This is a genomic window from Gordonia sp. NPDC003425 (genome assembly GCF_053588635.1).
On sequence record NZ_JBSFQI010000019.1, the window covers coordinates 24512 to 45925 of the forward strand.

The 21414-nt window shown below is 67.8% G+C and carries 18 protein-coding genes and 2 pseudogenes; 9 read left to right on the forward strand and 11 right to left on the reverse strand.

Annotated elements, in window-relative coordinates; all coding sequences use genetic code 11:
* Positions 1–45: 45 nt before the first annotated feature.
* From ACWDTD_RS18190 to ACWDTD_RS18200, 3 genes are all read left to right on the forward strand, one after another.
* The gene (locus ACWDTD_RS18190; protein WP_449748538.1) at positions 46–1533 is read left to right on the forward strand and encodes an alpha/beta hydrolase; all 1488 of its coding nucleotides are present in this window, start codon (positions 46–48) and stop codon (positions 1531–1533) included.
* A 23-nt stretch (positions 1534–1556) separates the two neighbouring features.
* Positions 1557–1778 carry a hypothetical protein gene (locus ACWDTD_RS18195; RefSeq protein ID WP_449748539.1) on the forward strand — a complete coding sequence of 74 codons (222 nt, stop codon included), beginning with the start codon at positions 1557–1559 and terminating at the stop codon, positions 1776–1778.
* Positions 1779–1901: 123 nt separating this feature from the next.
* Entirely contained in the window at positions 1902–3443 is a 1542-nt protein-coding gene (locus tag ACWDTD_RS18200) for an alkaline phosphatase family protein (protein ID WP_449748540.1), read from the forward strand.
* Positions 3444–3512: 69 nt separating this feature from the next.
* Here ACWDTD_RS18200 and ACWDTD_RS18205 read toward each other — a convergent pair whose 3' ends face one another.
* Positions 3513–4394 (reverse strand): hypothetical protein, encoded by an 882-nt coding sequence (locus ACWDTD_RS18205; RefSeq protein ID WP_449748541.1) that lies wholly within the window; start codon positions 4392–4394, stop codon positions 3513–3515.
* A 202-nt stretch (positions 4395–4596) separates the two neighbouring features.
* The gene (locus ACWDTD_RS18210) at positions 4597–4917 is read right to left on the reverse strand and encodes a putative quinol monooxygenase (RefSeq protein WP_449748542.1); all 321 of its coding nucleotides are present in this window, start codon (positions 4915–4917) and stop codon (positions 4597–4599) included.
* A gap of 127 nt (positions 4918–5044) precedes the next feature.
* Between ACWDTD_RS18210 and ACWDTD_RS18215 the strand changes: the two genes are divergently transcribed.
* Complete coding sequence (locus ACWDTD_RS18215) at positions 5045–6469, forward strand: aldehyde dehydrogenase family protein (RefSeq protein WP_449748543.1); 1425 nt, start codon at positions 5045–5047, stop codon at positions 6467–6469.
* An 81-nt stretch (positions 6470–6550) separates the two neighbouring features.
* Complete coding sequence (locus ACWDTD_RS18220) at positions 6551–7780, forward strand: class I SAM-dependent methyltransferase (RefSeq protein ID WP_449748544.1); 1230 nt, start codon at positions 6551–6553, stop codon at positions 7778–7780.
* On the opposite strand, the gene ACWDTD_RS18225 is transcribed toward ACWDTD_RS18220, so the two are convergent.
* Complete coding sequence (locus tag ACWDTD_RS18225; protein WP_449748545.1) at positions 7761–8627, reverse strand: alpha/beta hydrolase; 867 nt, start codon at positions 8625–8627, stop codon at positions 7761–7763. The two genes, ACWDTD_RS18220 and ACWDTD_RS18225, sit on opposite strands and share 20 nt — an antisense overlap.
* Before the next feature lie 74 nt (positions 8628–8701).
* Here ACWDTD_RS18225 and ACWDTD_RS18230 point away from each other — a divergent pair, with 74 nt between their 5' ends.
* Complete coding sequence (locus tag ACWDTD_RS18230) at positions 8702–9490, forward strand: pirin family protein (protein WP_449748546.1); 789 nt, start codon at positions 8702–8704, stop codon at positions 9488–9490.
* A 351-nt stretch (positions 9491–9841) separates the two neighbouring features.
* Here ACWDTD_RS18230 and ACWDTD_RS18235 read toward each other — a convergent pair whose 3' ends face one another.
* The 3 genes from ACWDTD_RS18235 to ACWDTD_RS18245 form a co-directional block, all read right to left on the reverse strand.
* On the reverse strand, positions 9842–10807 hold the full coding sequence (locus tag ACWDTD_RS18235) for a cation diffusion facilitator family transporter (RefSeq protein WP_449748547.1): 966 nt from the start codon (positions 10805–10807) through the stop codon (positions 9842–9844).
* 89 nt (positions 10808–10896) lie between these two features.
* Positions 10897–11586 carry an MspA family porin gene (locus tag ACWDTD_RS18240; protein ID WP_449748548.1) on the reverse strand — a complete coding sequence of 230 codons (690 nt, stop codon included), beginning with the start codon at positions 11584–11586 and terminating at the stop codon, positions 10897–10899.
* Positions 11587–11637: 51 nt separating this feature from the next.
* A complete protein-coding gene (locus tag ACWDTD_RS18245; RefSeq protein WP_449748549.1) occupies positions 11638–12318 on the reverse strand; it encodes an MspA family porin in 681 nt (226 codons plus the stop codon).
* 388 nt (positions 12319–12706) lie between these two features.
* Here ACWDTD_RS18245 and ACWDTD_RS18250 point away from each other — a divergent pair.
* Together ACWDTD_RS18250 and ACWDTD_RS18255 are read left to right on the forward strand one after the other, a co-directional pair.
* Positions 12707–14576, forward strand: a pseudogene (locus ACWDTD_RS18250) (amino acid transporter).
* Positions 14577–14689: 113 nt separating this feature from the next.
* Positions 14690–15109: a DUF6764 family protein gene (locus ACWDTD_RS18255; RefSeq protein ID WP_449748550.1), complete on the forward strand. Its 420-nt coding sequence runs from the start codon at positions 14690–14692 to the stop codon at positions 15107–15109.
* Positions 15110–15125: 16 nt separating this feature from the next.
* On the opposite strand, the gene ACWDTD_RS18260 is transcribed toward ACWDTD_RS18255, so the two are convergent.
* On the reverse strand, positions 15126–15626 hold the full coding sequence (locus tag ACWDTD_RS18260; protein ID WP_449748551.1) for a mycothiol transferase: 501 nt from the start codon (positions 15624–15626) through the stop codon (positions 15126–15128).
* Positions 15627–15780: 154 nt separating this feature from the next.
* Between ACWDTD_RS18260 and ACWDTD_RS18265 the strand changes: the two are divergent.
* Positions 15781–17179: pseudogene (locus ACWDTD_RS18265) on the forward strand (LLM class flavin-dependent oxidoreductase).
* On the opposite strand, the gene ACWDTD_RS18270 reads toward ACWDTD_RS18265, so the two are convergent.
* The 4 genes from ACWDTD_RS18270 to ACWDTD_RS18285 all read right to left on the reverse strand — a co-directional run bounded on the left by ACWDTD_RS18270 (position 17176) and on the right by ACWDTD_RS18285 (position 21405).
* The gene (locus ACWDTD_RS18270) at positions 17176–18561 is read right to left on the reverse strand and encodes a YibE/F family protein (RefSeq protein WP_449748552.1); all 1386 of its coding nucleotides are present in this window, start codon (positions 18559–18561) and stop codon (positions 17176–17178) included. The pseudogene ACWDTD_RS18265 and the gene ACWDTD_RS18270 overlap by 4 nt on opposite strands.
* A gap of 101 nt (positions 18562–18662) precedes the next feature.
* Complete coding sequence (locus ACWDTD_RS18275; protein WP_449748553.1) at positions 18663–19577, reverse strand: hypothetical protein; 915 nt, start codon at positions 19575–19577, stop codon at positions 18663–18665.
* Positions 19578–19670: 93 nt separating this feature from the next.
* A complete protein-coding gene (locus ACWDTD_RS18280) occupies positions 19671–20333 on the reverse strand; it encodes an N-acetylmuramoyl-L-alanine amidase (RefSeq protein ID WP_449748554.1) in 663 nt (220 codons plus the stop codon).
* 190 nt (positions 20334–20523) lie between these two features.
* The gene (locus ACWDTD_RS18285; protein ID WP_449748598.1) at positions 20524–21405 is read right to left on the reverse strand and encodes a hypothetical protein; all 882 of its coding nucleotides are present in this window, start codon (positions 21403–21405) and stop codon (positions 20524–20526) included.
* Positions 21406–21414: the final 9 nt, after the last annotated feature.

The following is a 21414-nucleotide window of genomic DNA, read 5'->3' on the forward strand; positions in this document are numbered from 1 at the left end:
CGCTGCGCTTTCGGTATCGCTGCGCGCACTCACGGCAGGAGCCTCATGCCCGATACATTCCAGTCCCCCGACCACACTTCCGACGATCACCGGGCCGTCCGCCAACACCGGCCCGTCCGACGCCGGGCGGTCGGCGTGGCCGCGGTCCTCGCGCTGACCCTGGCCCTGATCGGGCTCGGTGCGGTCGCCGGGCGCGACGGGAAGGCCTCCGCCCTCGTCGGTCACCCCGAGGTGCTGCGACCGGGCTGCACCTGGGACAGTTCGGGCAACTACGTGCAGAACTGCAAGGTGTGGTCGGAGTCGCAGCACAAGTACGTGATCGTGCAGATCCGAGCGTCCAACGGCAGCGACAAGGGCGTCTATCTCCTCGACGGCATGCGCGCACGCGACGACCGGTCGGCGTGGACCACCGACGTGCAGGCCGCCAAGGTCTACGACGGCAAGAGTGACACCACCCTGGTGATGCCCGCGGGCGGCGCGTCGTCGTTCTACACCGACTGGGACGCCGGGGCCGGCGACAAGAACACCGCCATCAAGGAGGAGACGTTCCTCACCAAGGAACTGCCCGCCTACCTGTCGACCAACTTCGGGGTCAGCCCCAGCAACAACGCGATCGTCGGGCTGTCGATGTCGGCGGGACCCGCGGTGACGCTGGCCGAGCGTCACCCCGAACAGTTCCGGGTGGTGCAGGCGATGTCGGGCTACTACCAGACCGACAATCCGATCGGCGCGCTCGGCGTGCTGGCCACGCAGACGATCGTCTCCAACTACACCAACGGCATCGTCAACATGTGGGGTGCGCCGGGCAGCCCGCGCTGGACCGCGAACGATCCGTCGAAGAACATCGACAAACTCCAGCAGAACGGCCAGGTGCTGATCATCTCCTCGGGCAACGGGTTCCTCACCCCCGGCGAGATGGCGAAACTCTCGCAGCAGGACCAGATCAGTGCGATGGCGCTGGAGATGCTGTCGGCGGTGTCGACGGTGCTGATGCAACTGCAACTGGCACAGAGCGGTGTCTCGGTGATCTCGCTGCCCAACTACGGCGGGCACACCTGGTCCACGTGGGACCGCAGCCTGGGTGACGGCAAGGACAAGGTGCTCGAGACCCTCAACTCCACCCCGCCGGTGACCACCAAGACGCAACTGGTCGACGCGTCGGGCACGCCTGCACCCAGCGGCGTCGCCAAGGCCACCCAGGCGGCCCGCATGGCCGCGGCGCAGACCGTGACGCTCGCCGACCGGGACGCCGGTGTCCCGTCGACGACTCCGTCGGCCACCACGTCGTCGGAGTCGTCGGCCGCAACGGGCTCGACCTCGGACTCGGCATCAGCATCGGGCTCCGCGACGTCCACAACGGGCCCGGCCGGCGAGGCGGGCACGTCGGCCGAGGCCACACCGACGCCGGAGACCACCAGCGAAGTACCGTGGCTGCCCACCGCCGCCGCCAACACCGGTGCCCCCAGCACCGACGTCACCACCGGTGATCCGGAGCCGTCCACCACTACCACGACACCGGTGCCGTCGCGGTGACACCGGGGTGATCTACTCGACGCATGGCGTCGTCGCACTCGTTCATCCTCGCCGAGGGCGCGGCCGACGCCGCGCTGCTCACCCTGGGTATCGCGTTGTACTCGGCGATCATCCTGATCGGCATCGGCGTGGGCGTCTACGCGGTCACCCACGGTCGGCGCACGCTGGCCATCGCGATGGCGGTCCTGGTGGGAGTGCTCACGGTGACCGGTGTGATCCTGGCCGTGGCCAGCAGCATTCACTGACCGCACCGTGACGCAGCAGACTCTGTCGGTAACCTCCACGCTTGCGGGTGTTCACCTCCCGGTACCGATCCGGGTCTAGCTTCATCCCAGAATCACCACAGCCACCTGAGCATCGGAGTACACGTGTCGAACGAGCCTTTCGGTGGTCTGAGCCGCCGCGACTTCCTCTCGCGGGTGACGGCGGTGGGCGGCGGCGCGCTACTCGCCTCGTGGGCCGGACCGATCATCGACAAGGCCTACGCCCAGGCCGACCCGATGGGCACCGGCTCGCTGCACGACATCGAGCACATCGTGCTGTTCATGCAGGAGAACCGGTCCTTCGATCACTACTTCGGCACCTATTCCGGGGTCCGCGGATTCGGCGAGAACACTCCGCTGTGGCGGCAGTACGGCTGGGCGCCGGGCGTGGGACCCACCAAATCCGGGTACACCATGCCGTTCCGGCTCGACACCACCAACGACGCCAACCTCGACGGCGAGTGCATCAACGATCCCGACCATTCGTGGGCGGGCCTGCACAAGGCGTGGAACCACGGCCGCAACGACGGCTGGCTGCCGATGTCGATCGACTCGGTGGGTCCGGCGAACGCACCCGCGCTGATGGGCTACTACGAGCGCGAGGACATCCCGATCCACCGCACGCTCGCCGAGGCGTTCACGATCTGCGACGACTACCACTGCTCGGTGCTCGGACCCACCGACCCCAACCGGCTGTACTGGATGAGCGCCACCCTCGATCCCGACGGCACCCACGGCGGTCCGCTGCTCGAGACGCCGACCCTGATCCCGAAGTTCGCCTACAGCTGGCGCACCATGCCCGAGAATCTCCGCGATGCCGGGGTGAGCTGGAAGATCTACAACAACAAGGATCTCGGGCCGGTGTCGTCGGTGGTGCTCGACGGCATGATGGGCTGCTTCAAACAGGCCGAAAACCCCAATTCCGAGCTGGCCCGACGGGGTATCGCACCCACCTACCCCAGCGATTTCCAGGCCGACGTCGCGGCCAACCGGCTGCCCAAGGTGTCGTGGGTGGTGCCCCCGGCGATGGAGTGCGAGCATCCGGCCCTGCCGGCGGCGCTCGGCGCGGTGGGCATCGTGCAGCTCATCGACATCCTCACCTCCAATCCGGCGGTGTGGGAGAAGACCGCGCTGATCATCAGCTACGACGAGAACGGCGGCTTCTTCGACCACGTCGTCCCGCCGACCCCGCCGCCGGGCACCAAGGGCGAGTTCGTCAGCGTGCCGAACATCAACGCGGTGGCGTCGTCGAAGGGTATCCGCGGTCCGATCGGCCTGGGCTACCGCGTGCCCTGCTTCGTGATCTCGCCGTACAGCCGGGGCGGGCTGGTGGCCACCGACACCTTCGACCACACCTCCCAGCTGCGGCTGATCGAGGAGCGCTTCGGTGTGGACGTGCCCAACCTGACGCCGTGGCGACGACGCACGGTCGGCGACATGACGTCGGTGTTCGATTTCGCCCATCGACCCGACTCGGCCCGCCCACGCCTCGGCGACCCGAATCCGAAGGCGCAGAACGCACTTGTGCAGTGCGGCCCCAACATCGCGGCCGGCACCGCCGGCTTCGGAGTTCCTTATCCGGTGCCGCCGAACCGGATGCCGCGCCAGCAGCCGGGCACGCGGCGCGCACCCAGCGGCATCGTCTGAGCCGTCCCGTCACACAACGAGCCCCGCCGGACTTCTCGGCGGGGCTCGTCGTGTGTGCTCGGGTGAACGTCAGGGCACCAGCGACGGCAGCAGCGAGTGCGCCGTCGCGGCGATCTGACTCAACTGCGGGTTGGTCGCGACCGCCCGATCGACGCCCATGCGGATGTTGCGCACCGTCGGGTCGTTCTCCAGCGGCGTGACGGCCTGCTGCACCGGTGCGGCCACCTTCTGTGTCAGATCGGCGACCGGCGCAGGCAGCGTCGGGAGCGGAGCCGATGTCTGCACCGGCGCGGGAACGGTGGCGTCGGCGTAGGTGCTACCCACGCCCGCGCCGACACCCGCACCGATCGCGGCACCAATGGCGGCACCGACGAGCGGGGTGGCGATCGCGGTCACCGGGAAGGCGATGGTGGTGGCCAGCGCGGCGACAGCTGCGCAGGGGACGAGCGTCCCGATGGTCCCGATCACGGGGACGACAGTGGCTGCGGCCGACCCGAGCGAGCAGACGACCGTGCCGATGGCCGGAACCACGGCGACGGCGATGGCACCGGCGAATGGTGCTGCCGCCACACCGATTCCGAAGCCGATCACCGCACCGACGCCGGCACCCACCGCCGTCGAGGTACCGATCTGCTGGGACGTGGCCACGTCGTGCCGCCCGAACTCCCCGATCGGGGGGCCCGCGGACGGAATGGTGACGATGTTGTCGGCCAGACTCACCGGTGCCGCGACCTTCGGCGCGAACTCGGTGACTGCGGCCAGCGGCGCCAGCGCCGGAGCGACACCCGCCGCCGTCGCGGACGGGGCGACCAGCGCGAAACTGGTCGCGGCCGCCGCGCCCATCAGCGCCGCGGTGACGCCGGCGCGTGTGACGCGACCCGAAACAGCGCGTGCGCCACCTTGTGCGCCGACGCACACGGTCGGCGTCGAAACATATGAAGCCGTGCTCATGAGATTGATGTCCTTTCGGAAAGGCTGGAGGAACCCAGGGACGACCACGGAATGCGGGTGGTGCATCCGCACGGCAATCTCAATACGGCAGCACTGCGTGTGCCGGTCGCGCACACAAGGGTGCAGCGAACCGACAGTTCAGGGATGCGGAAACGTTGTCCGGACCGGACTCTCACCTACCCGGAACGACGTGGTGGATCGGTCAGTCGACCGACATCTCACCGAGCTCCGACCACCCGTCGGCGTCGATCGTGGTGTTGATGATCCGAGGGGTGACCTGCAGATACTGCGGCAGGTCGGTGGTCGCGGTGGTGAAGTGGGCGCTGGTCACGTGGGCTTCGGCGGCGTCGTCGTCGAAGGCCTCGATCAGCACGTACTCGTTGGGATCGGACAGGCTGCGCGACCACTCGAACCACTTGTTGCCCGGCTCGGCGCGGGTCGCCTCGGTGAAATCGGCGACGAGTTGGGGCCAGGTGTCGGCGAATTCGGGTTTGATCTGCCATAACGCCACGATGTGGATCATGAATCCACCGTAGGTGCCGCACAGCGACATCGGAACCACGGCCCCGTCTCGAATTGAGACCGATGCACACACGGGCCGACCCCGACTAGCGTCGAGGGGTAACGCGGTTCACAACCAGGAGGTCGCCATGCGTGAGGTCACTCGTTTCTACATCGACGGCCGATGGGTGGAGCCATCGGACCTGAACGTCGTCGACGTCATCAATCCCGCCACCGAGAAGGCCGCCGGACATGTGGCGCTCGGTACCGCCGCCGACGTCGACGCCGCCGTCGACGCGGCACGCCGCGCCTTCGGCACCTGGGGGCAGACCGGCGTCGACGAGCGTGTGGCCGTCCTCGAGGCGTTGGTCGCCGAGTACCGCGCACGCGCCGACGACCTCGCGGCCGCGGTGACCGAGGAGATGGGTGCCCCGACGGTGCTGTCCACACGGGCGCAGGTGCCGATCGGGCTCGGCCATCTGATGGCCGCGGCCGCCGCGCTGCCCGCGTACCGCTTCGCCGAGGACCGGGGCACCTCGCGGATCGTGAAGGAACCGATTGGCGTGTGCGGCTTCATCACCCCGTGGAACTGGCCGCTCAATCAGGTGATGTGCAAGGTCGCGCCCGCTTTGGCGACCGGCTGCACGATGGTGCTCAAGCCGTCGGAGATCGCCCCGTTCAGCGCGGCGATCATCGCCGAGATCATGGACGCGGCCGGGGTGCCCGCCGGCGTGTTCAACCTCGTCAACGGTGACGGGCCCGGGGTGGGCGCGGCATTGGCGGCGCATCCGGGCATCGACCTGATCTCGTTCACCGGCAGCACCCGCGCCGGTATCGAGGTGGCGCGGGCCGCGGCGCCCACGGTGAAGCGGGTGGGCCAGGAACTCGGCGGCAAGAGCCCCAACATCATCCTCGACGACGACGACCTGGCGTCGAATGTCGCCGCCGGGGTGATGTCGGTGATGGTGAACTCGGGCCAGTCGTGCAACGCCCCCACCCGCATGCTCGTCCCGTCCGCACGTCTACAGGAGGCGGCCGAGGCCGCCGGTTCGGTGCAGGCCAAGCTCACCGTCGGCGATCCGACGGGTTCGGTGCGGCTCGGTCCGGTGGTGTCCGAGCAACAGTTCGAGAAGATCCAAGGGCTCATCCAGCGAGCCATCGACGACGGCGCCACCCCGGTGTTCGGCGGGCCCGGCCGGCCCGACGACCTGCCCACCGGCTTCTACGTGCGGCCCACGGTGTTCACCGGCGTCACCAACGACATGGAGATCGCCCGCACGGAGGTGTTCGGTCCGGTGCTGGTCATCATCGGATACGACGACATCGACGACGCCGTCGCGATCGCCAACGACACCGACTACGGACTCGCGGGCTACGTGTCGGGTGCCGACGCCGAAGAGGTCCAACGGGTGGGTGCCCGCATCCGCGCCGGTTCCATTTCCCTCAACGGTGCCCCGCTCGACCCGTCGGCGCCGTTCGGCGGATACAAGCAGAGCGGCAACGGCCGCGAATGGAGCGATTACGCCTTCGACGAGTTCCTCGAGGTCAAGTCGCTGCTGGGATTCAACGCATGATTCCGGCCGCCGGACCGACCCATCCGGAGGGACGCGGCGAGCGAAGACATTGGTGACGCCCACACACCGAGGAGATCGCCGATGACCGTCGCCACCGAACTCGCCGATGTGATCGCCCGCCAGACCGGCGGTGAGATACCCGTCCACCTGACCGCCTGGGATGGCAGCACTGCGGGTCCGCACGACGCACCGCATGTGGTGCTCTACAGCCGCGACGCGCTGCGTCGGCTGCTGTGGCATCCGGGGGAACTCGGTGCCGCACAGGCGTATGTGACCGGCGAGCTCGACGTGACCGACGACCTCGACGACGCTCTCACCCACGTGTGGCAGGTGGCCAACGACCGACGCCTGACCGGCCCTCGAATCACTCCCCGGGTGTTCTGGGACATCGCCCGTCTGGCCATCCGACACCGTCTGGTGGGTGCGCCACTGCCCGCACCGGCCGCACAGGCCCAGGTGCGCGGGCGACTGCATTCGCGGGCGCGCGATCGTGCCGCGATCAGCCACCACTATGACCTGTCGAACGACTTCTACGCGCTGATCCTCGACGAGCACATGGCCTACTCGAGCGCGTTCTGGACCTCCGACGACCCCGAGTACGGGCTCGCCGACGCGCAGGCCGACAAGCTCGACCTGGTGTGTCGCAAGGTGGGGCTCGATGGGGCGCCGGGTCAGCGCCTTCTCGACATCGGTTGCGGGTGGGGGTCGCTGTCGCTGTTCGCCGCGCAGCAGTACGACGCGCGCGTGGTCGGGGTGACGATCTCGCAGGAGCAGAAGGCCTTCATCGACGCGCGGATCGCCGAGCGCGGACTCGGCGACCGCGTCGAGATCCGGGTGCAGGACTATCGCGAGATCCCCGATCCCCCGTTCGACGCGGTCGCCTCGATCGAAATGGGAGAGCATGTGGGAGAACGCAATTACGGCGTGTATGCCCGCGTGTTGCACGACATGGTGAAACCCGGGGGGCGCGTGTGCATCCAGCAGATGTCCCGGCCCGCGGGTAAGCATCCCGGCGGCGGGCCGTTCATCGAGTCGTTCATCGCGCCGGATATGTACATGCGCCCGGTCGAGGCGACGGTGGCGTACCTGCGCGATTCCGGTCTCGAGGTGACCGACGTGCAGGAGATGGCCGAACACTACGTCCGCACGGTGGACGTCTGGTACGACACGTTCGAGAAGAACTGGGCCCGCGCGGTGGACCTCGTCGGCGACGAGGTGGCGCGGGTATGGCGGCTCTACCTCGTGGGTGGCCGGATGGCGTTCCGCGACGGCCGGATGGGTGTCGAGCAGATCACTGCGACGCGGCCGTGACGTGTTCGGACAGCCACGTCAGCACCGCACCGATCACCAGGTCGCGCTCGGGTTCGTTGAAGATCTCGTGATAGAGGTCGTCGTAGATGATGAGGGTCTTGTCGGCCGAGCCGGCGAGGCGTTCCACCATCTCACTACCCGCCGGGTTGGTGAGCCGGTCGTCGGAGCCGTGCATCACCAGCACCGGAATCTGCAGCGCGCCGAGCCGGTCGGGGAAGCTCTTCATCGTGGAGAGCATCTCCGCACCCAGCCGCGCCGGGATGCGTGCGCGGGTGACCAGCGGATCGGATTCGTAGCGGGCCACCACGTCGGGGTCACGGGAGATGGCCCCCGAGTCCAGGGCGATGGTCGGCAGCCACGGGGCCACCTTGCCCAGCACTTGTGAGACGGCGATCACCGGTGCGGGCATGTCGTCGCCGGGCATCACCGCCGCCCCGGACAGGATCAGTCCGTCGAGCATGTCCTGATGGTCGAGTGCGTAGTCGAGTGCGATCTCGCCGCCCATGCTGTGTCCGAGCAGGAATGTCGGCAGCGAGTCGACGCTCGCCTGCGTGATCACGGTGTGCAGGTCGTCGGTGAAGTCACGGAAATGCTTGATACGCAAGCGCTTTCCCCCCGACCTTCCGTGCCCGACGTGGTCGGGGACGGCCACGATGTACCGGGCGGCCACCAGTTGCCGGGCAAGATCCTCATACCGCGCGCCGTGCTCACCGAGACCATGCGCGATCACCACCACCGCACGGGGCTGTGCGGGACGCAGCAGGTCGTAGACCACTGTCTCCCCCAGCGCCCCCCGAAAGCTGCGTTCCTCGGAGATCATGCCGTCATCGTTGTCGGTGTCTGCCATATCAGTCATTATGCCCACCGGGTGGGCAGCGCAGGCGCGGAATAGTGCACTCCCGGCGTCCGTTGGCCGTGTACATGAGCACCACCAACGTCCGCGCCGCGGGATCATCGACCGTCATCCGTGCCAAAGAGCGGCACCACTGGAACGACGAGTCGATCGAGTCGCGGCAGTCGTTTCCGGCGACCGGCAATTTCGATCTCGCCCGCAACGCGCACGGCCTTCTGCTGGTGCACAACGACGATCTCGTGGATGCCGGCAGCGGTTTCGACACCCACCGCCACCAGGACGCCGAGATCGTCACCTGGGTGGTGGAAGGCGCACTGCACCACAAGGATTCGGCCGGCAACTCCGGCGTGCTGGTGCCCGGCGTGGTGCAGCGGATGTCGGCCGGAACCGGGATCACCCATTCCGAACGCAACGCATCCACCCGAGTGGCCAACCAGCGACTGCGCGTGGTGCAGATGTGGATCGCGCCCGAATACGCGGGCGTGGCACCCGGCTACGCCGAGACCGACGTCACCGACGCCCTCGCCGACGGCGACCTGATCACGGTGGTGTCGGGGCTGGACAGGGACGCCGACGCGGCCGCACTGGACATCGCCAACGGTTACGTGGCCCTGCACGCCGCGAGGCTGCGCCCGATGCGTCCGGTGACCATTCCGTCGGCACCCTACGGCCACCTGTACGTGGTGAAGGGCGATGTGACGGTGACGCCGGCGGACAACCCCACCCGGCCGATCACCCTGCACGAGGGTGATGCGTTGCGCACCACGGACGGTCCGGAGATGCTCGCGGTCACCGGGCGGTCGGCGGAGATCCTGTTCTGGGAGATGCACACCGGATTCGACGACGCCCGCAACTGACCGTCGAGCGTGCCCACCCCACCTCGCTGGTTGAGCGCCCCACCCGCCGGTCGAGCGCGCCCACCGCTGGTTGAGCTTGTCGAAACCACCCCACCCGCTGGTTGAGCGCCCACCTCGCTGGTTGAGCGCGCCCACCGCTGGTTGAGCGCCCAGTCCGCTGGTTGAGCTTGTCGAAACCACCCCACCGGGCACGCTCAACCCGAAAGCGGGCACGCTCAACCCGAAAGCGGGCACGCTCAACCCCGAAGCGGACACGCTCAACCCGAATGTGGGCACGCTCAACCCGAATGTGGGCACGCTCGACCCGGATGTGGGCACGCTCGACCCCGCAGTTGAGTGGGGGCGAACGATCTACAGCGGTTCGGGCACCAGCGACGGTTCGTCGGCGGTGGACAGGGTGAGCACGCACTCGACGATCGCATCATGCTGCTCGATGCGGGCCTCGATCCCCCGCAGCCGCGCGGCCACCGCGTGTTCGGCGAGGTCACCGGTGATGTCGACGGCCGCCACCAGGTAATACTCCATCGGGCCGACGTACTCGACGTGCAGATAGGTGACCCGATCGATGTCCGGCAACTCCAGCAGCCGGTGCAACAACATGTTCCGGGTGCCCGGCATGGCGGGCTGCCCCAGTAGGAACTCGCTGTTGCGTTTGATCAGGAATATCGCGATCACACCGAGGAGCAGGCCGACCAGAATCGAGCCGACCGCGTCGTAGGCCGCCGACCCCGTGATCTCGTGCAGCGCCATGCCGGTGGCGGCGATGGCCAGACCGATGAGAGCGGCGGCATCCTCGGCGAACACCGCCCGCAGCGTGGTGTTGGAGGTGCGGCTGACGAACCGCAGCGGATGCATCGACAGCCGATGTCCACCCGCGTTGGCCTGCCGCACCGATTGCAGAAAGGACACGCCCTCGAGTAGCGCGGAGATCGCAAGCACGATGTAGCCGACGAGGTAGTCGGCATCCGGTTCGGGGTTGCGCAGCGAGGTGATGCCGTGCATCACCGAGACCGCCGCGCCGACGGCGAACAACCCGAACGCAGCGAACATCGACCAGATGTAGGTTTCCCGGCCGTGGCCGAACGGATGGTCCCGATCGCGTCCGCGTCCGCCGCGGCGTTCGGCGACGAGGAGGAACACCTCGTTGCCCGCATCAGCCCACGAATGCGCCGATTCGGCGACCATCGACGCCGACCCGGTGATCCCGGCCGCCACCGTCTTGGCGATCGCCACGAGAACGTTCATCGTGAAGGCGATGACGACGGTGAGCATCGACTCCTGATCGTTGATCGGAGCGCTCACCTGATCGTCAGCCATCAGCCGATCGTCTCACGGCACAGCATCGCGCGGCGCACCCAGCCGAAGGCGCGCCGCGCGATGTGGATTCAGTCTCGGGCGAGAGGGAGTTATCCGAGGCTGAAGGGTTGGCCGTAGAAGGAGAGTACCTGCTCGGCGTTGCTGGTGACGACGTAAACGTTGGCGAACGAGCGCGCCTGCGCATAACCCGCGCAACCGTTCACCATCATCGTCTCGTTGGTGTAACCCAGCTTGGCGTGGTTGGTGCTCTTGAAGGTCACCTTGTTGCTGTGCTTCTGGTTGCCGTAGTCGTCGGCGCTCTCGACGTCGTTGATGTAGTAGTTGACCGCCTGGCCGGGACCGATGGTGAAGGTTCCACCGCCGCTGACGATCGGCAGCGGGTTGCCGGTCGGTTGCAGATCGGTCGCCGAGGTCGTCTTCTGCAGGCCGCCTCCCGAACCGGCGCCGGTGACACCGCCGATGTTCACCTGACAGCCGACGATGTATCCGGCCTGGATCTTGATCTTCTTGGCGTCCTTGCTGGTGTTGACCGCGTACTGTGCCGACACCCACGCGTTGCGGTGCAACGGCGTTCCGCCCAGCGACGGGTTGATGTTGGCGGTCTCCCCGCTGCGGGTCAGGGTCACCACGGTGCCGTCGCCCATGGTCTGCCGACCCGTCTGGGACGGGAGTGCCACGTGGACGTCGGCGTGTGCGATGGCGGGTGCCATCAGGGCGGCAACGGTGGCGAAGGCCGCCGGCCCGCCGATGGTGGCGAGTCGTTTCAAGCTGATGTTCATCTTTTCCTCGAGTGGTCGTGTGGCCGAGTGGTGGAATGCGGGTGTGGAGACTCAGCCGATGGAGAAGGGCTGGCCGTACAGGTTGACCTTCTGGTGGTCGCTGCCGGTGGTCTCGACCGTCACGTACGAACGCGCCTGCGCGTATCCGGCGCAGTTCTGCAACTGCAACTGCACCCGGCTGTAGTCGAAGAAGTACTTGCCGGGCTTCTCGATGTCCTTGTAGTCGATCTGCGCGAACGCCACCTGTCCCGGCGTGATCGGAATGGACAACGAGCCCGTTCCGGTGAAGCCCGGTTTGGTCGCGTCGAAGCCTCCGGTCAGGCCGACGCTGAAGTTGTTGACGTTGACCTGGCAACCCACGATGTATCCCACCGAGAGGGTCGCGGCCGCACCGTCGGTCGAGGTGCCGCCGGTGCCGGGTGCACCCGACTCACCGAGCGGGCCGTTGTTCGGACCGGCCGGTGACGCCTTCAGCCCGGGCGCGTTGAGCGTGATGTTCGCGCTCACCCACGCCGTGCGGCCGAGTCCGTTGGCGGCCAGGGACGGCGAGATCTGTGCCGATTCGCCCGTCCGGGTGAGCGTGAGCCCGGCACCGGTGGCGGCGCCGTTGGGCAGACGCACAAATGCGTCCGCGTGTGCCGGTGCCGCGGCCACGCCCACGGCACTCGCAGCGGCACCGACGGCCAGCGCGCCGATGGCGCCGCGCCGAAGCCGTGACTGTTTGGTCCTCATGTGTTCCCCTCAGATGATCGCAAGCTCGACGCCGGGCCGAGCGCGACGCCGGTGGTCGCCACTGCGGCAACTCCGCGCGAACTGTACTGAGATGACGGCCAACGGAAGGTGACTCGGCGACGTCGCCGAGATGTCGTCTAGACCAAATCGTTACCTTGAAATCCGTTGCCCTGGAACGTTTGTCAGATTCATCCGAAATTTACGACAGCGATCCCGGACAAATCCGGCACAGTGGGGTCACCCGCTCGTCACCAGCCGGTCCATCGCGGGCATCGCGCGCGGATCACCGGCACCGCGGACTAGTGTCATCCGAGTGAGTTCCGACGTCACGTCACACGGCCTGCGGCAGTGGTTCCTGGCCGATATCACCCCGGAGCCCGCGGGCATGATGGGGCCGCACCGCGTGCCCAGCGAGGAGACACACACCCACTCCTGGTGGAAAGTGATGTGCCTGACCGGCGTCGACTACTTCTCAACCCTCGGATACCAGCCCGGTATCGCCGCGCTCGCGGCCGGCGCGATCGCACCCTTGGCCACGATCGTCCTCATCGCCCTCACGCTCTTCGGTGCGCTTCCGGTATACCGCTACGTCGCCGGCAAGTCGCCCAACGGCGAGGGTTCCATCGCCATGCTCGAGCGTCTGCTGCCCAAGTGGGGCGGCAAGATCTTCGTCCTGGTACTTCTCGGATTCGCCGCCACCGACTTCCTGATCACGATGACGCTCTCGGCCGCCGACGCGACGGCCCACTTCGTCGAGAATCCGCTGATCCCCCACGGCTTCTCGAACTATCCGGTGACGATCACGCTCATCCTGCTGGCGTTGCTGGCCGCGGTGTTCCTACGCGGGTTCACCGAGGCGATCACGATCGCCGTGGGCCTGGTGTTCGTGTACCTCTCGCTCAATGCGGTGGTGATCGTCGACGCGCTGGTGCACGTCGCCACGGCACCGCACCTGGTGGTCGACTGGCGCCAGGCGATGGTCGCCGAGCACGGTAGTCCGTGGATGATGATCGCGGTGGCGCTACTGGTCTTTCCGAAGCTGGCGCTGGGCCTGTCCGGGTTCGAGACCGGCGTGGCTGTGATGCCGCAGATCGACGACTCACCCGACGACCCGCCGGGCGTCCCGCGGGCACGCATCCGCGGCGCCAAGCGACTGCTGACCACCTCCGCGGTGACGATGAGCATCTTCCTGATCACCAGCAGTCTGGTGTGCACGATTCTCATCCCCGAACCCGAGTTCCAGCCGGGCGGGAGCGCCAACGGCCGGGCGCTGGCGTATCTGGCGCACGAGTACCTCGGCAGCGGATTCGGCACCGTCTACGACATCAGCACGATTTTGATCCTGTGGTTCGCGGGCGCGTCGGCAATGGCCGGCCTGCTCAATCTGGTGCCACGGTACCTGCCGCGATATGGCATGGCGCCCGACTGGGCTCGCGCAACCCGGCCTCTGGTGCTCGTCTTCGCACTGATTGCGTTCGCCGTCACCGTACTTCGATGCGAGCGTCGACAAGCAGGGCGGTGCGTACGCGACCGGCGTCTTGGTGTTGATGACGTCGGCGTCGATCGCGGTGACCCTGTCGGTGCGTAAACGTCGGCGCACAGCCTCGACGATCGGCTTCGCCACCATCTCCGCGATCTTCGTCTACACCACCGTCGCCAACATCATCGAACGTCCCGAGGGCGTGCAGGTGGCCGCCTTCTTCATCGCGGCGATTCTGATCGTGTCGTTCGCGTCGCGGATCAATCGCTCCTTCGAGTTGCGCAGCGGATCGATCACCTTCGACGAGACGGCGCAACGCATCATCGACGAGGCGGCCGGGTCCGGTGAGATCCAGATCGTCACGCATGACCCCGATGTGCGCTCGCTGCACGAGTATCACGACAAGGAGTTGCAGCAGCGTGCGGAGAGTCACATCCCTGACGCCGACGAGATCGTGTTCCTCGAGGTGAACGTCACCGATTCCTCCGAATTCCGAACCGATCTGGTGATTCGCGGTCGCTATCGCGAAGGCGGATATCGGATCCTGTGGGTCGATTCGGCTGCCGTGCCCAACACGATCGCGGCCACCCTGCTGGCGATCCGGGATTGGACCGACACCGTACCCAACGTGTATTTCGAATGGAGCGAGGCGAATCCGCTCGTGAACCTGCTCCGCTTCCTGTTCATCGGCGAGGGCGAGGTGGCCGCCGTCACGCGTGAGGTGGTGCGCCGCGCCGAGCCGGAGATCGACCGCAGACCTGTCGTACACGTTGGCTGAGCGTTCAGACGGCTGAGCAGGCCGTTCACCTCAATTCCGGCTGATTCCCATCCGGTTCGGCAGTCACTCCGAATCGCAGGTGTCCGTCCATCACAGACACACGAGGAGCTTTCATGCGGAATGTAGCCCGTCTCACAGTCGGTTTCGTCATCGCCGGTGCCGGCGCAGGAGCGATCGCGTTCGCGGGTGCCGCCGACGCCTCCGCGGCACCGTCGCTTTGTCCCGCCCTGCCCGGCCAGAGCGCCGTAAAGGCCGACTGCTCAGCAACTTCCGGCCCCACCGGCCTCAGTCTCGCGATCTCCGACAACGGCGGCAAGGCCACGTCAGCCGCCGACAACTATTCCGGTCCCGCCGCAATTGCCCTGGGCCCCAACGCAACCGTGAACGCAACCGGCATCAAGCCCGGCCTGTCCATCGGCATCGCCGGCCCGGGGGCCACCGTCACCATCGACGGCAAGAACGGTCCCACCTGCGCCGGCGGCCAGTCGTTCGCCGGCGACTTCCAGACCCTCAAGGGCTGCTATCACCCGTGAGTGGTTCCTGCACCCCTCAAAGGTCAAGTCCGCGAATGTATTCGGCCTGACCGAGGTGCTTGGCATCATCGTCGAGAATGCTCACCAGCCGCACCCCGAGGGTCACCGGCGGGTCCCACCTCTCGTCGATGATCCGATCGAGATCATCGTCGCCGAGCGTGCCGAGATACTCCAGGGTCGCCGCGTGGGTGGCGTCGTGATACCCGAGAAGTTGCTCGGGTTCGGCCACCACGCGGCGCGCCTCGTCGGGTGATTGCCCGTATCCCGAGGCCGACGGGGCGAACGGCAGGGCGAAACTGTCGTACCATCCGTCGCGGACCCAGACCTCGTCGGTGCCGGCGACATCGGCGATCTGCGCGTCCTGGACACGCGTCAGATGCCAGATCAGCCAGGCGATCGAGTTGGCGTCCGGACTCACGTGCGCGCCCAGCCGTTCCTCACTGATCCCGTCCAGCACACCGTGCACGCCGTCGCCGATACGTCCGAATCCGTCGATGAGGATGTCTGAGGCTCTCATAGGCTCATTGGTACGCCTTTGACGCGCCGCGCGCAGAAACCTGGCCAACGCCGCGGGTCGCTCGCACCATGTCGTGGTGTCCGCACTCGACCCCGCGCCTCATGTCCCAGCCCCCGCGCCGCCCGCGCGCCAGATCCGTTTCAACGCGTTCGACATGAATTGCGTTGCGCACCAGTCCCCCGGGCTGTGGCGCCATCCCGACGACCGGTCGTGGGATTACAACACCCTCGATTACTGGGTGCAGTTGGCCACCCTGCTGGAGACCGGTGGCTTCGACGGCCTGTTCATCGCCGATGTCCTCGGCACCTACGACGTGTACGCCGGAACCGACGAGGCCGCCATCCGCCAGGGTGCTCAGATCCCGGTGAATGATCCGTTGCTGCTGGTGTCGGCGATGGCGCACACCACCGAGCATCTGGGCTTCGGCATCACCACCGGGACAGGATTCGAGCACCCCTATCCGTTCGCCCGCAGGCTCTCGACGCTCGATCACCTGACCAAGGGCCAAGGGCCGCATCGGCTGGAACGTGGTCACCGGCTACCTGCCGTCGGCCGCACGCAACCTCGGTTCCGACGACCAACTCGAACACGACAGTCGCTACGACCACGCCGACGAGTACCTGACGGTGCTCTTCAAGCTGTGGGAGGGTTCCTGGGAGCGCGACGCGGTGCGTCGCGACCGGGCCGCCGGGATCTTCGCCGACCCCGAGAAGGTCCACCACATCGGGCATCGCGGCACACATTTCACGGTGCCCGGCATCCACCTCGCCGAGCCGTCGCCGCAGGGGTCACCGGTGATCTATCAGGCGGGAGCGTCCGCACGCGGACGCCGCTTCGCGGCCGACAACGCCGAAGCCATCTTCGTCGGCGCACCCACCAAGGCGATCCTGCGTGACATCGTCGCCAAGATCCGCGACGAACTCGTCGCCGCCGGCCGCGGCCCCTACGATGCGCGCATCTACACCCTGCTCACCATCATCACCGATTCCACGTCCGAGGCCGCGCACGCGAAGGCGCAGGAATACCAGGCGTTCGCGAGTGACGAGGGATCGCTGGTGTTCATGTCCGGCTGGATGGGCATCGACCTCGCCTCCTACGACCTCGACGAACCGATCGGCAACGTGCACAGCAACGCGATCCAGTCCGCGGTGGCCGCATTCGCGCAGGCCCGCGACACCGGCGCGGAATGGCGGGTGCGCGACATCGCCTCCTGGGGCGGGATCGGCGGTATGGGTCCGGTCCTGATCGGCTCCGGCGACGAGGTGGCCGAGGCCCTGCAGAGCTGGGTGGCCGACACCGACGTCGACGGTTTCAACCTGGCCTACGCGGTGACGCCCGGCAGCTTTGCCGACGTCATCACCCACGTGGTGCCCGCACTGGAACGACGCGGCGCCTATGAGCGCGACTACGTGCCGGGAACGTTGCGGCACAAGCTGTTCGGGCGCGGCGACCTGCTGCCGGACAACCACCGCGGCGCGTCGTTCCGGGTGGGCGGACCCGGTTCCACCATCGACGATTCGATTCGGGACGTACTCGTGGCCGATCGCGCCTAGGAGTTCTCCGGGAGCGCGTGCCTGCCTGTGGGTGCGGCGGGAGGATCGGGGTGTGGCGATGCGTTCTCGCCTGCCGGACGCGCCAGAGCTGCGGCGATGAGGGTGGTCAGCGGCACCGACAGGGCGATGGCGATACCGCCGACGAACGACCGGGCGAGTTCCACCGCCACCGCGTCGGTGGTGAGCAAGGAACCGAACGGCTGTTGCGCCACCGAGAACAACAACAAAAGTGGTAACGCACTACCCGCATAGGCGAACACCAGCGTGTAGACCGTGCTGGCGATATGGTCACGACCCACCCGCATCGCGGCACGAAACGTCGCCAATCGCGTCGGTTCGCCCGCCGCAGCCAGTTCGAACGCGGCCGACGCCTGCGTGATGGTGACGTCGTTGAGCACGCCGAGCGTGCCGATGATGAAGCCGGCCAACAACAGTCCGCTGATCGAGATGCTGCCGGAGTAGACCTGCAGATTGGTGGTCTGGTCACCGGAGAGCCCGGTGAGGTGCATCGTCACGATGGCAAGCCAGCTCAACACCCCGGCCAGCACCAGCGAACTCAGCGTGCCCAGCAACGCACTGCTGGTACGCAGGCTCACCCCGTGTGCTAGGTAGAGGACGACGAACAAGATGAGGGCCGAGGACACCACAGCCACCGCCACCGGTGACTCGCCGTCGAGAATCGCGGGCAGCGTGAACACACCGAGGACGGCGAAGGCGAACACCAGACCGATGATCGAACGCAGGCCTCGCCACGCCGCCACCAGCACCACCGCACCGACGAACAGCAGACCCCAGATGATCGTCGGGACCACACGCTGGAAGTCGAAGAAGGTGTAGCGGGGCGCCCCGTCGGGGCCGGGTACGGTGCCCATCCGGATCCGGTCGCCGGTGCGCAGATCGGGCTGGCCCGCCTGCGGCCGGTCCAGGGTCGACGGGTCGGGCGCCACCGAGTCCGGCCCGGTACCCGACTGCGCACGATTGGTGGGCACCTCCAGCAGCGTGTACTTGCCGGAGTCGCTGCCCGAGTCGATCCGCACCACGCTCTCGATGCACGGTCCGTTGGCCTGCGGCGCCACCCCGAAGTCGGGTGATTCCTGGACCGTGCCGCCGAGCGGGTTGAGGCATTGTCCCCGGGTCTGGTCGGTGACCTGCCCTTTCTGGGTCTGGAGAGGTCCGCCGTCGGCGGCGCGGAACTGGTTCGGGATGGGGTGGCTGCCGCCCGCCGGCCACAGCACCACCATGCCGATCACCACGGCCAGACCCGCCAGCGCGAGGGTGACGATCACGAAGCGCTTCGCCACCGGGGAGAGGTCGACCGGCAGGTGCGACACGGAGTGCGAATGGCCGACGTGACCGCGGGACGGCCGGTTGTCGTTACTCACCCGGTCACCATAGGCGGCATGTCACCGCGCGCACATGTCAGCGCACACACCTCTCAGCGCACACACCTCTCAGCGCACACACCTCTCAGGGCAGACACATCTCAGGGCAGACACCGACCGGCCGGGATCGATGAGAAGTTCCGGCCCAGCCAATCCCCCACCTTGGTGAGCATCGCGGTTCCGTCCTCGAACCTGCCGCTGCGCGGCCGGGCGGCCATCGACACCGCCACCTGCCCGCCCGACGTCGAGATGATCCCCAGCTGCCGCACCAGATATGCCGGCGACGCATCGGTGGCCGGACCCCAACCTCCCTTGACCGCGGTGACGGCCTCCCGATGCCGGGCGATGCGCGCAATTCCCCACTGCTGGTTGGGTGCGACGGCGCTCATCAGCCGAATGATGTTGTCGCTCTTCGGCATGCAGGGCAGGTGCGCGCCGAAGACCGCCTGGTCGGCCAGCGCCCACTGGGTGTCGCCGGGGAAAGTTGGTGGGGTGTCGAGTTCGGAGCGCACGTGGGTGCGCACGTCGTGCCCCTCCCGCAGCACCTTCGTCACCGCGTCGACCGACGACCGGCCACCGCCGAGCGACCCCCACAGGGCACTGGCGGCGTCGTTGTCGGAGAAGGTGATCGCCTTGTTCTCCTGGGTGGCGATCGACGGGCCGTTACGACGCTCGGCGGCCAGCGCGACGGGCACCTTGAGGGTCGACCACGCGCGGCCGGTGCGCAGCGTCCCGAAGAGGAGGGGGCTATCCGTGCCGACGGGAACCAGGGCGACGCCGACCTGACCGGGATTGGTCTTGCGCAGCGACTTCTCGAATGCGGCGTAACTGGTAGCCAGTTTCTGCGCGGGCGGGACGGGCGGCCGAAGCCAGGTGGCCAGCGGCTCGGGAAGCGGAGGCAGGCGAAACGGGGGCGGCGCGGCCTGCGCCGTGCCCGCGACACCGGCAAGGGCACCGACGATCACCGCACAGACCAGCGCGGCGACGACCGTCAGGGTGAACCGCTTCTTAATCACATGAACCCCTTCAGCAACATGAGTCACAAGACTATGCCGGTGCGGTGGTCACCGGCGAGTGCTGATCCGTCACGGATAGGTCACCATTCGCGATCAACGCGTCGCGCATCCGTGCGCGTCGACGGGCAGCGCCGAGCGCACCCCGTCGACGATCCCGTCGGCGTAGGCCGTCAGAAAAGCAGGTGGCAACGCGGTCGACCCGCCGGCGGTGGCGGTTCCCGCCTCGTTGTACACCCACGGCACGGCGTCGGAGATGAGCGCGATCACCGGGATGTTGCCAGACCACAGGGGTGCGCGCCCGCCGAAGTCGTTGTCGGTGACCACCACGGGCACCCGCTGTGACACGCTGCGGGAACTGGCGATGGCGGTGGCGTATCGGTGGCTCGCCGCGGCGGTGACGGCGTTGGTGAACGCCACCCGCCGCGTGGCACCGGTGGCGTCGGGTCCCGCGCGGTACAGGCCCACACGCTGTTCGAACACCGCATTGATTCCCGGGCTGGTGTGAATGCTGATCCCCAGGCGCGCGCCAGCGGCAGCGGCACGGTCGACCCGCTCCCGATAGGTGACACTCTCGCCGACCGATGTCTTCAGCAGCACCACCCGATATCGGCCGCCCTCCAGTTCACGCCGTACCCGCATCGCGACGGCGAAGACGTCCCCGTCCACGGCGCCGTTGGGGTAGTCGCGCATCGACGCCCCGGTGACCGGGTCGAAACCGTCGACGACGACGGGATTGTGTCCGGGGTCGAGCGCCACGGTGATCCTGGCGCACTCGGGGGTCGCGGACGAGGCGCTCGGGGCCGCCCGCGGTGACGGGGTGGATGTGGTTGGTTCGGACGTGGCCGCGCAACCGGCCGGCACAAGACAACCGGTGAGAAAGAGACAGGCCGCCTGGACAAGCGAGGGCGCACACCATGCGCGTCCCGGCCGCCCGACGCGCGTCATGTCAGCAGGAGCCGCGGGGCAGCGTTGCGAGGTTCTTGTCGAGCCAGGTGCCGACGGCGTCGAGTGCCGCGATTCCCGCCGACATCGACCCGCCGACCGCACTCATCGCCACCGCCGTCTTCGTACCGTCCCGGTAGGTGATCAGACCGATCTGGCGCACAAGGTAGCCGCCGTCCACGCCGGGACCCCAGCCGCCCTTCACGGCCGTCGACCGCGGCAGTCGCATCGCCTCGATCCCCCACTGCTGGTTGCCCGCCACCTCGCCCATCAGCGAGATCACGTGCGCGGTGGTCGGCATGCACGGAAGGTGCGCGGTGAAGGTCGCGGCGGCGGGCAGCGTCCACACCGTCTGCCCGAAGATCGTGAACCCGGCACGCAGATGCTCGGCCGGGACCCGGGTGCGGGTGTCGCCGCCCTCGCGCAGCACAGCGGTGACCCGCTGCGCCGCCTCGGCGTCGGAGCCGAGTGAGGACCACAGCTGCTCCGCGGAGGCGTTGTCGGAGTTGACGATTGCGTTGGTCTCCGCGGCCGACGACCCGTTCGCGCGCTCGGCTGCGACGGCCAGGGGCACCTTGATCGTCGACCATGCGACGCGCGGGGTGCGGTCGCCGAGCACGATCTGTGCGGCCGAATTCCGTCCGACAGGAGCGATGGCGATCCCAACGGTCAGACCGGTGCCGGCCGCAACAGCCGCGAATCCCGGCGCAAGCGCGGCGGCACCCGCCCCGGACGGGGGCGCCGACGCCGGCGAGGCCGGCGAGGCGGGGCTCGGAGAAGTCCCGGTCACGGTGACCGTCACCGGTGACACCGCCGCCGAATCCGAACCACCGGTGGCGCAACCCGCGGTCATCAGCAGCATCGCTGCGACACCCGCAGCGAACATCACGCGCCT

Coding starts and splice junctions, on each gene's coding strand:
- ACWDTD_RS18190 (WP_449748538.1), top strand. CDS start 46: ATGCCCGATACATTCCAGTCCCCCGACCACACTTCCGACGATCACCGG.
- ACWDTD_RS18195 (WP_449748539.1), top strand. CDS start 1,557: ATGGCGTCGTCGCACTCGTTCATCCTCGCCGAGGGCGCGGCCGACGCC.
- ACWDTD_RS18205 (WP_449748541.1), bottom strand. CDS start 4,394: ATGAGCACGGCTTCATATGTTTCGACGCCGACCGTGTGCGTCGGCGCA.
- ACWDTD_RS18210 (WP_449748542.1), bottom strand. CDS start 4,917: ATGATCCACATCGTGGCGTTATGGCAGATCAAACCCGAATTCGCCGAC.
- ACWDTD_RS18215 (WP_449748543.1), top strand. CDS start 5,045: ATGCGTGAGGTCACTCGTTTCTACATCGACGGCCGATGGGTGGAGCCA.
- ACWDTD_RS18220 (WP_449748544.1), top strand. CDS start 6,551: ATGACCGTCGCCACCGAACTCGCCGATGTGATCGCCCGCCAGACCGGC.
- ACWDTD_RS18225 (WP_449748545.1), bottom strand. CDS start 8,627: ATGGCAGACACCGACAACGATGACGGCATGATCTCCGAGGAACGCAGC.
- ACWDTD_RS18230 (WP_449748546.1), top strand. CDS start 8,702: ATGAGCACCACCAACGTCCGCGCCGCGGGATCATCGACCGTCATCCGT.
- ACWDTD_RS18235 (WP_449748547.1), bottom strand. CDS start 10,807: ATGGCTGACGATCAGGTGAGCGCTCCGATCAACGATCAGGAGTCGATG.
- ACWDTD_RS18240 (WP_449748548.1), bottom strand. CDS start 11,586: ATGAACATCAGCTTGAAACGACTCGCCACCATCGGCGGGCCGGCGGCC.
- ACWDTD_RS18245 (WP_449748549.1), bottom strand. CDS start 12,318: ATGAGGACCAAACAGTCACGGCTTCGGCGCGGCGCCATCGGCGCGCTG.
- ACWDTD_RS18255 (WP_449748550.1), top strand. CDS start 14,690: ATGCGGAATGTAGCCCGTCTCACAGTCGGTTTCGTCATCGCCGGTGCC.
- ACWDTD_RS18260 (WP_449748551.1), bottom strand. CDS start 15,626: ATGAGAGCCTCAGACATCCTCATCGACGGATTCGGACGTATCGGCGAC.
- ACWDTD_RS18285 (WP_449748598.1), bottom strand. CDS start 21,405: ATGTTCGCTGCGGGTGTCGCAGCGATGCTGCTGATGACCGCGGGTTGC.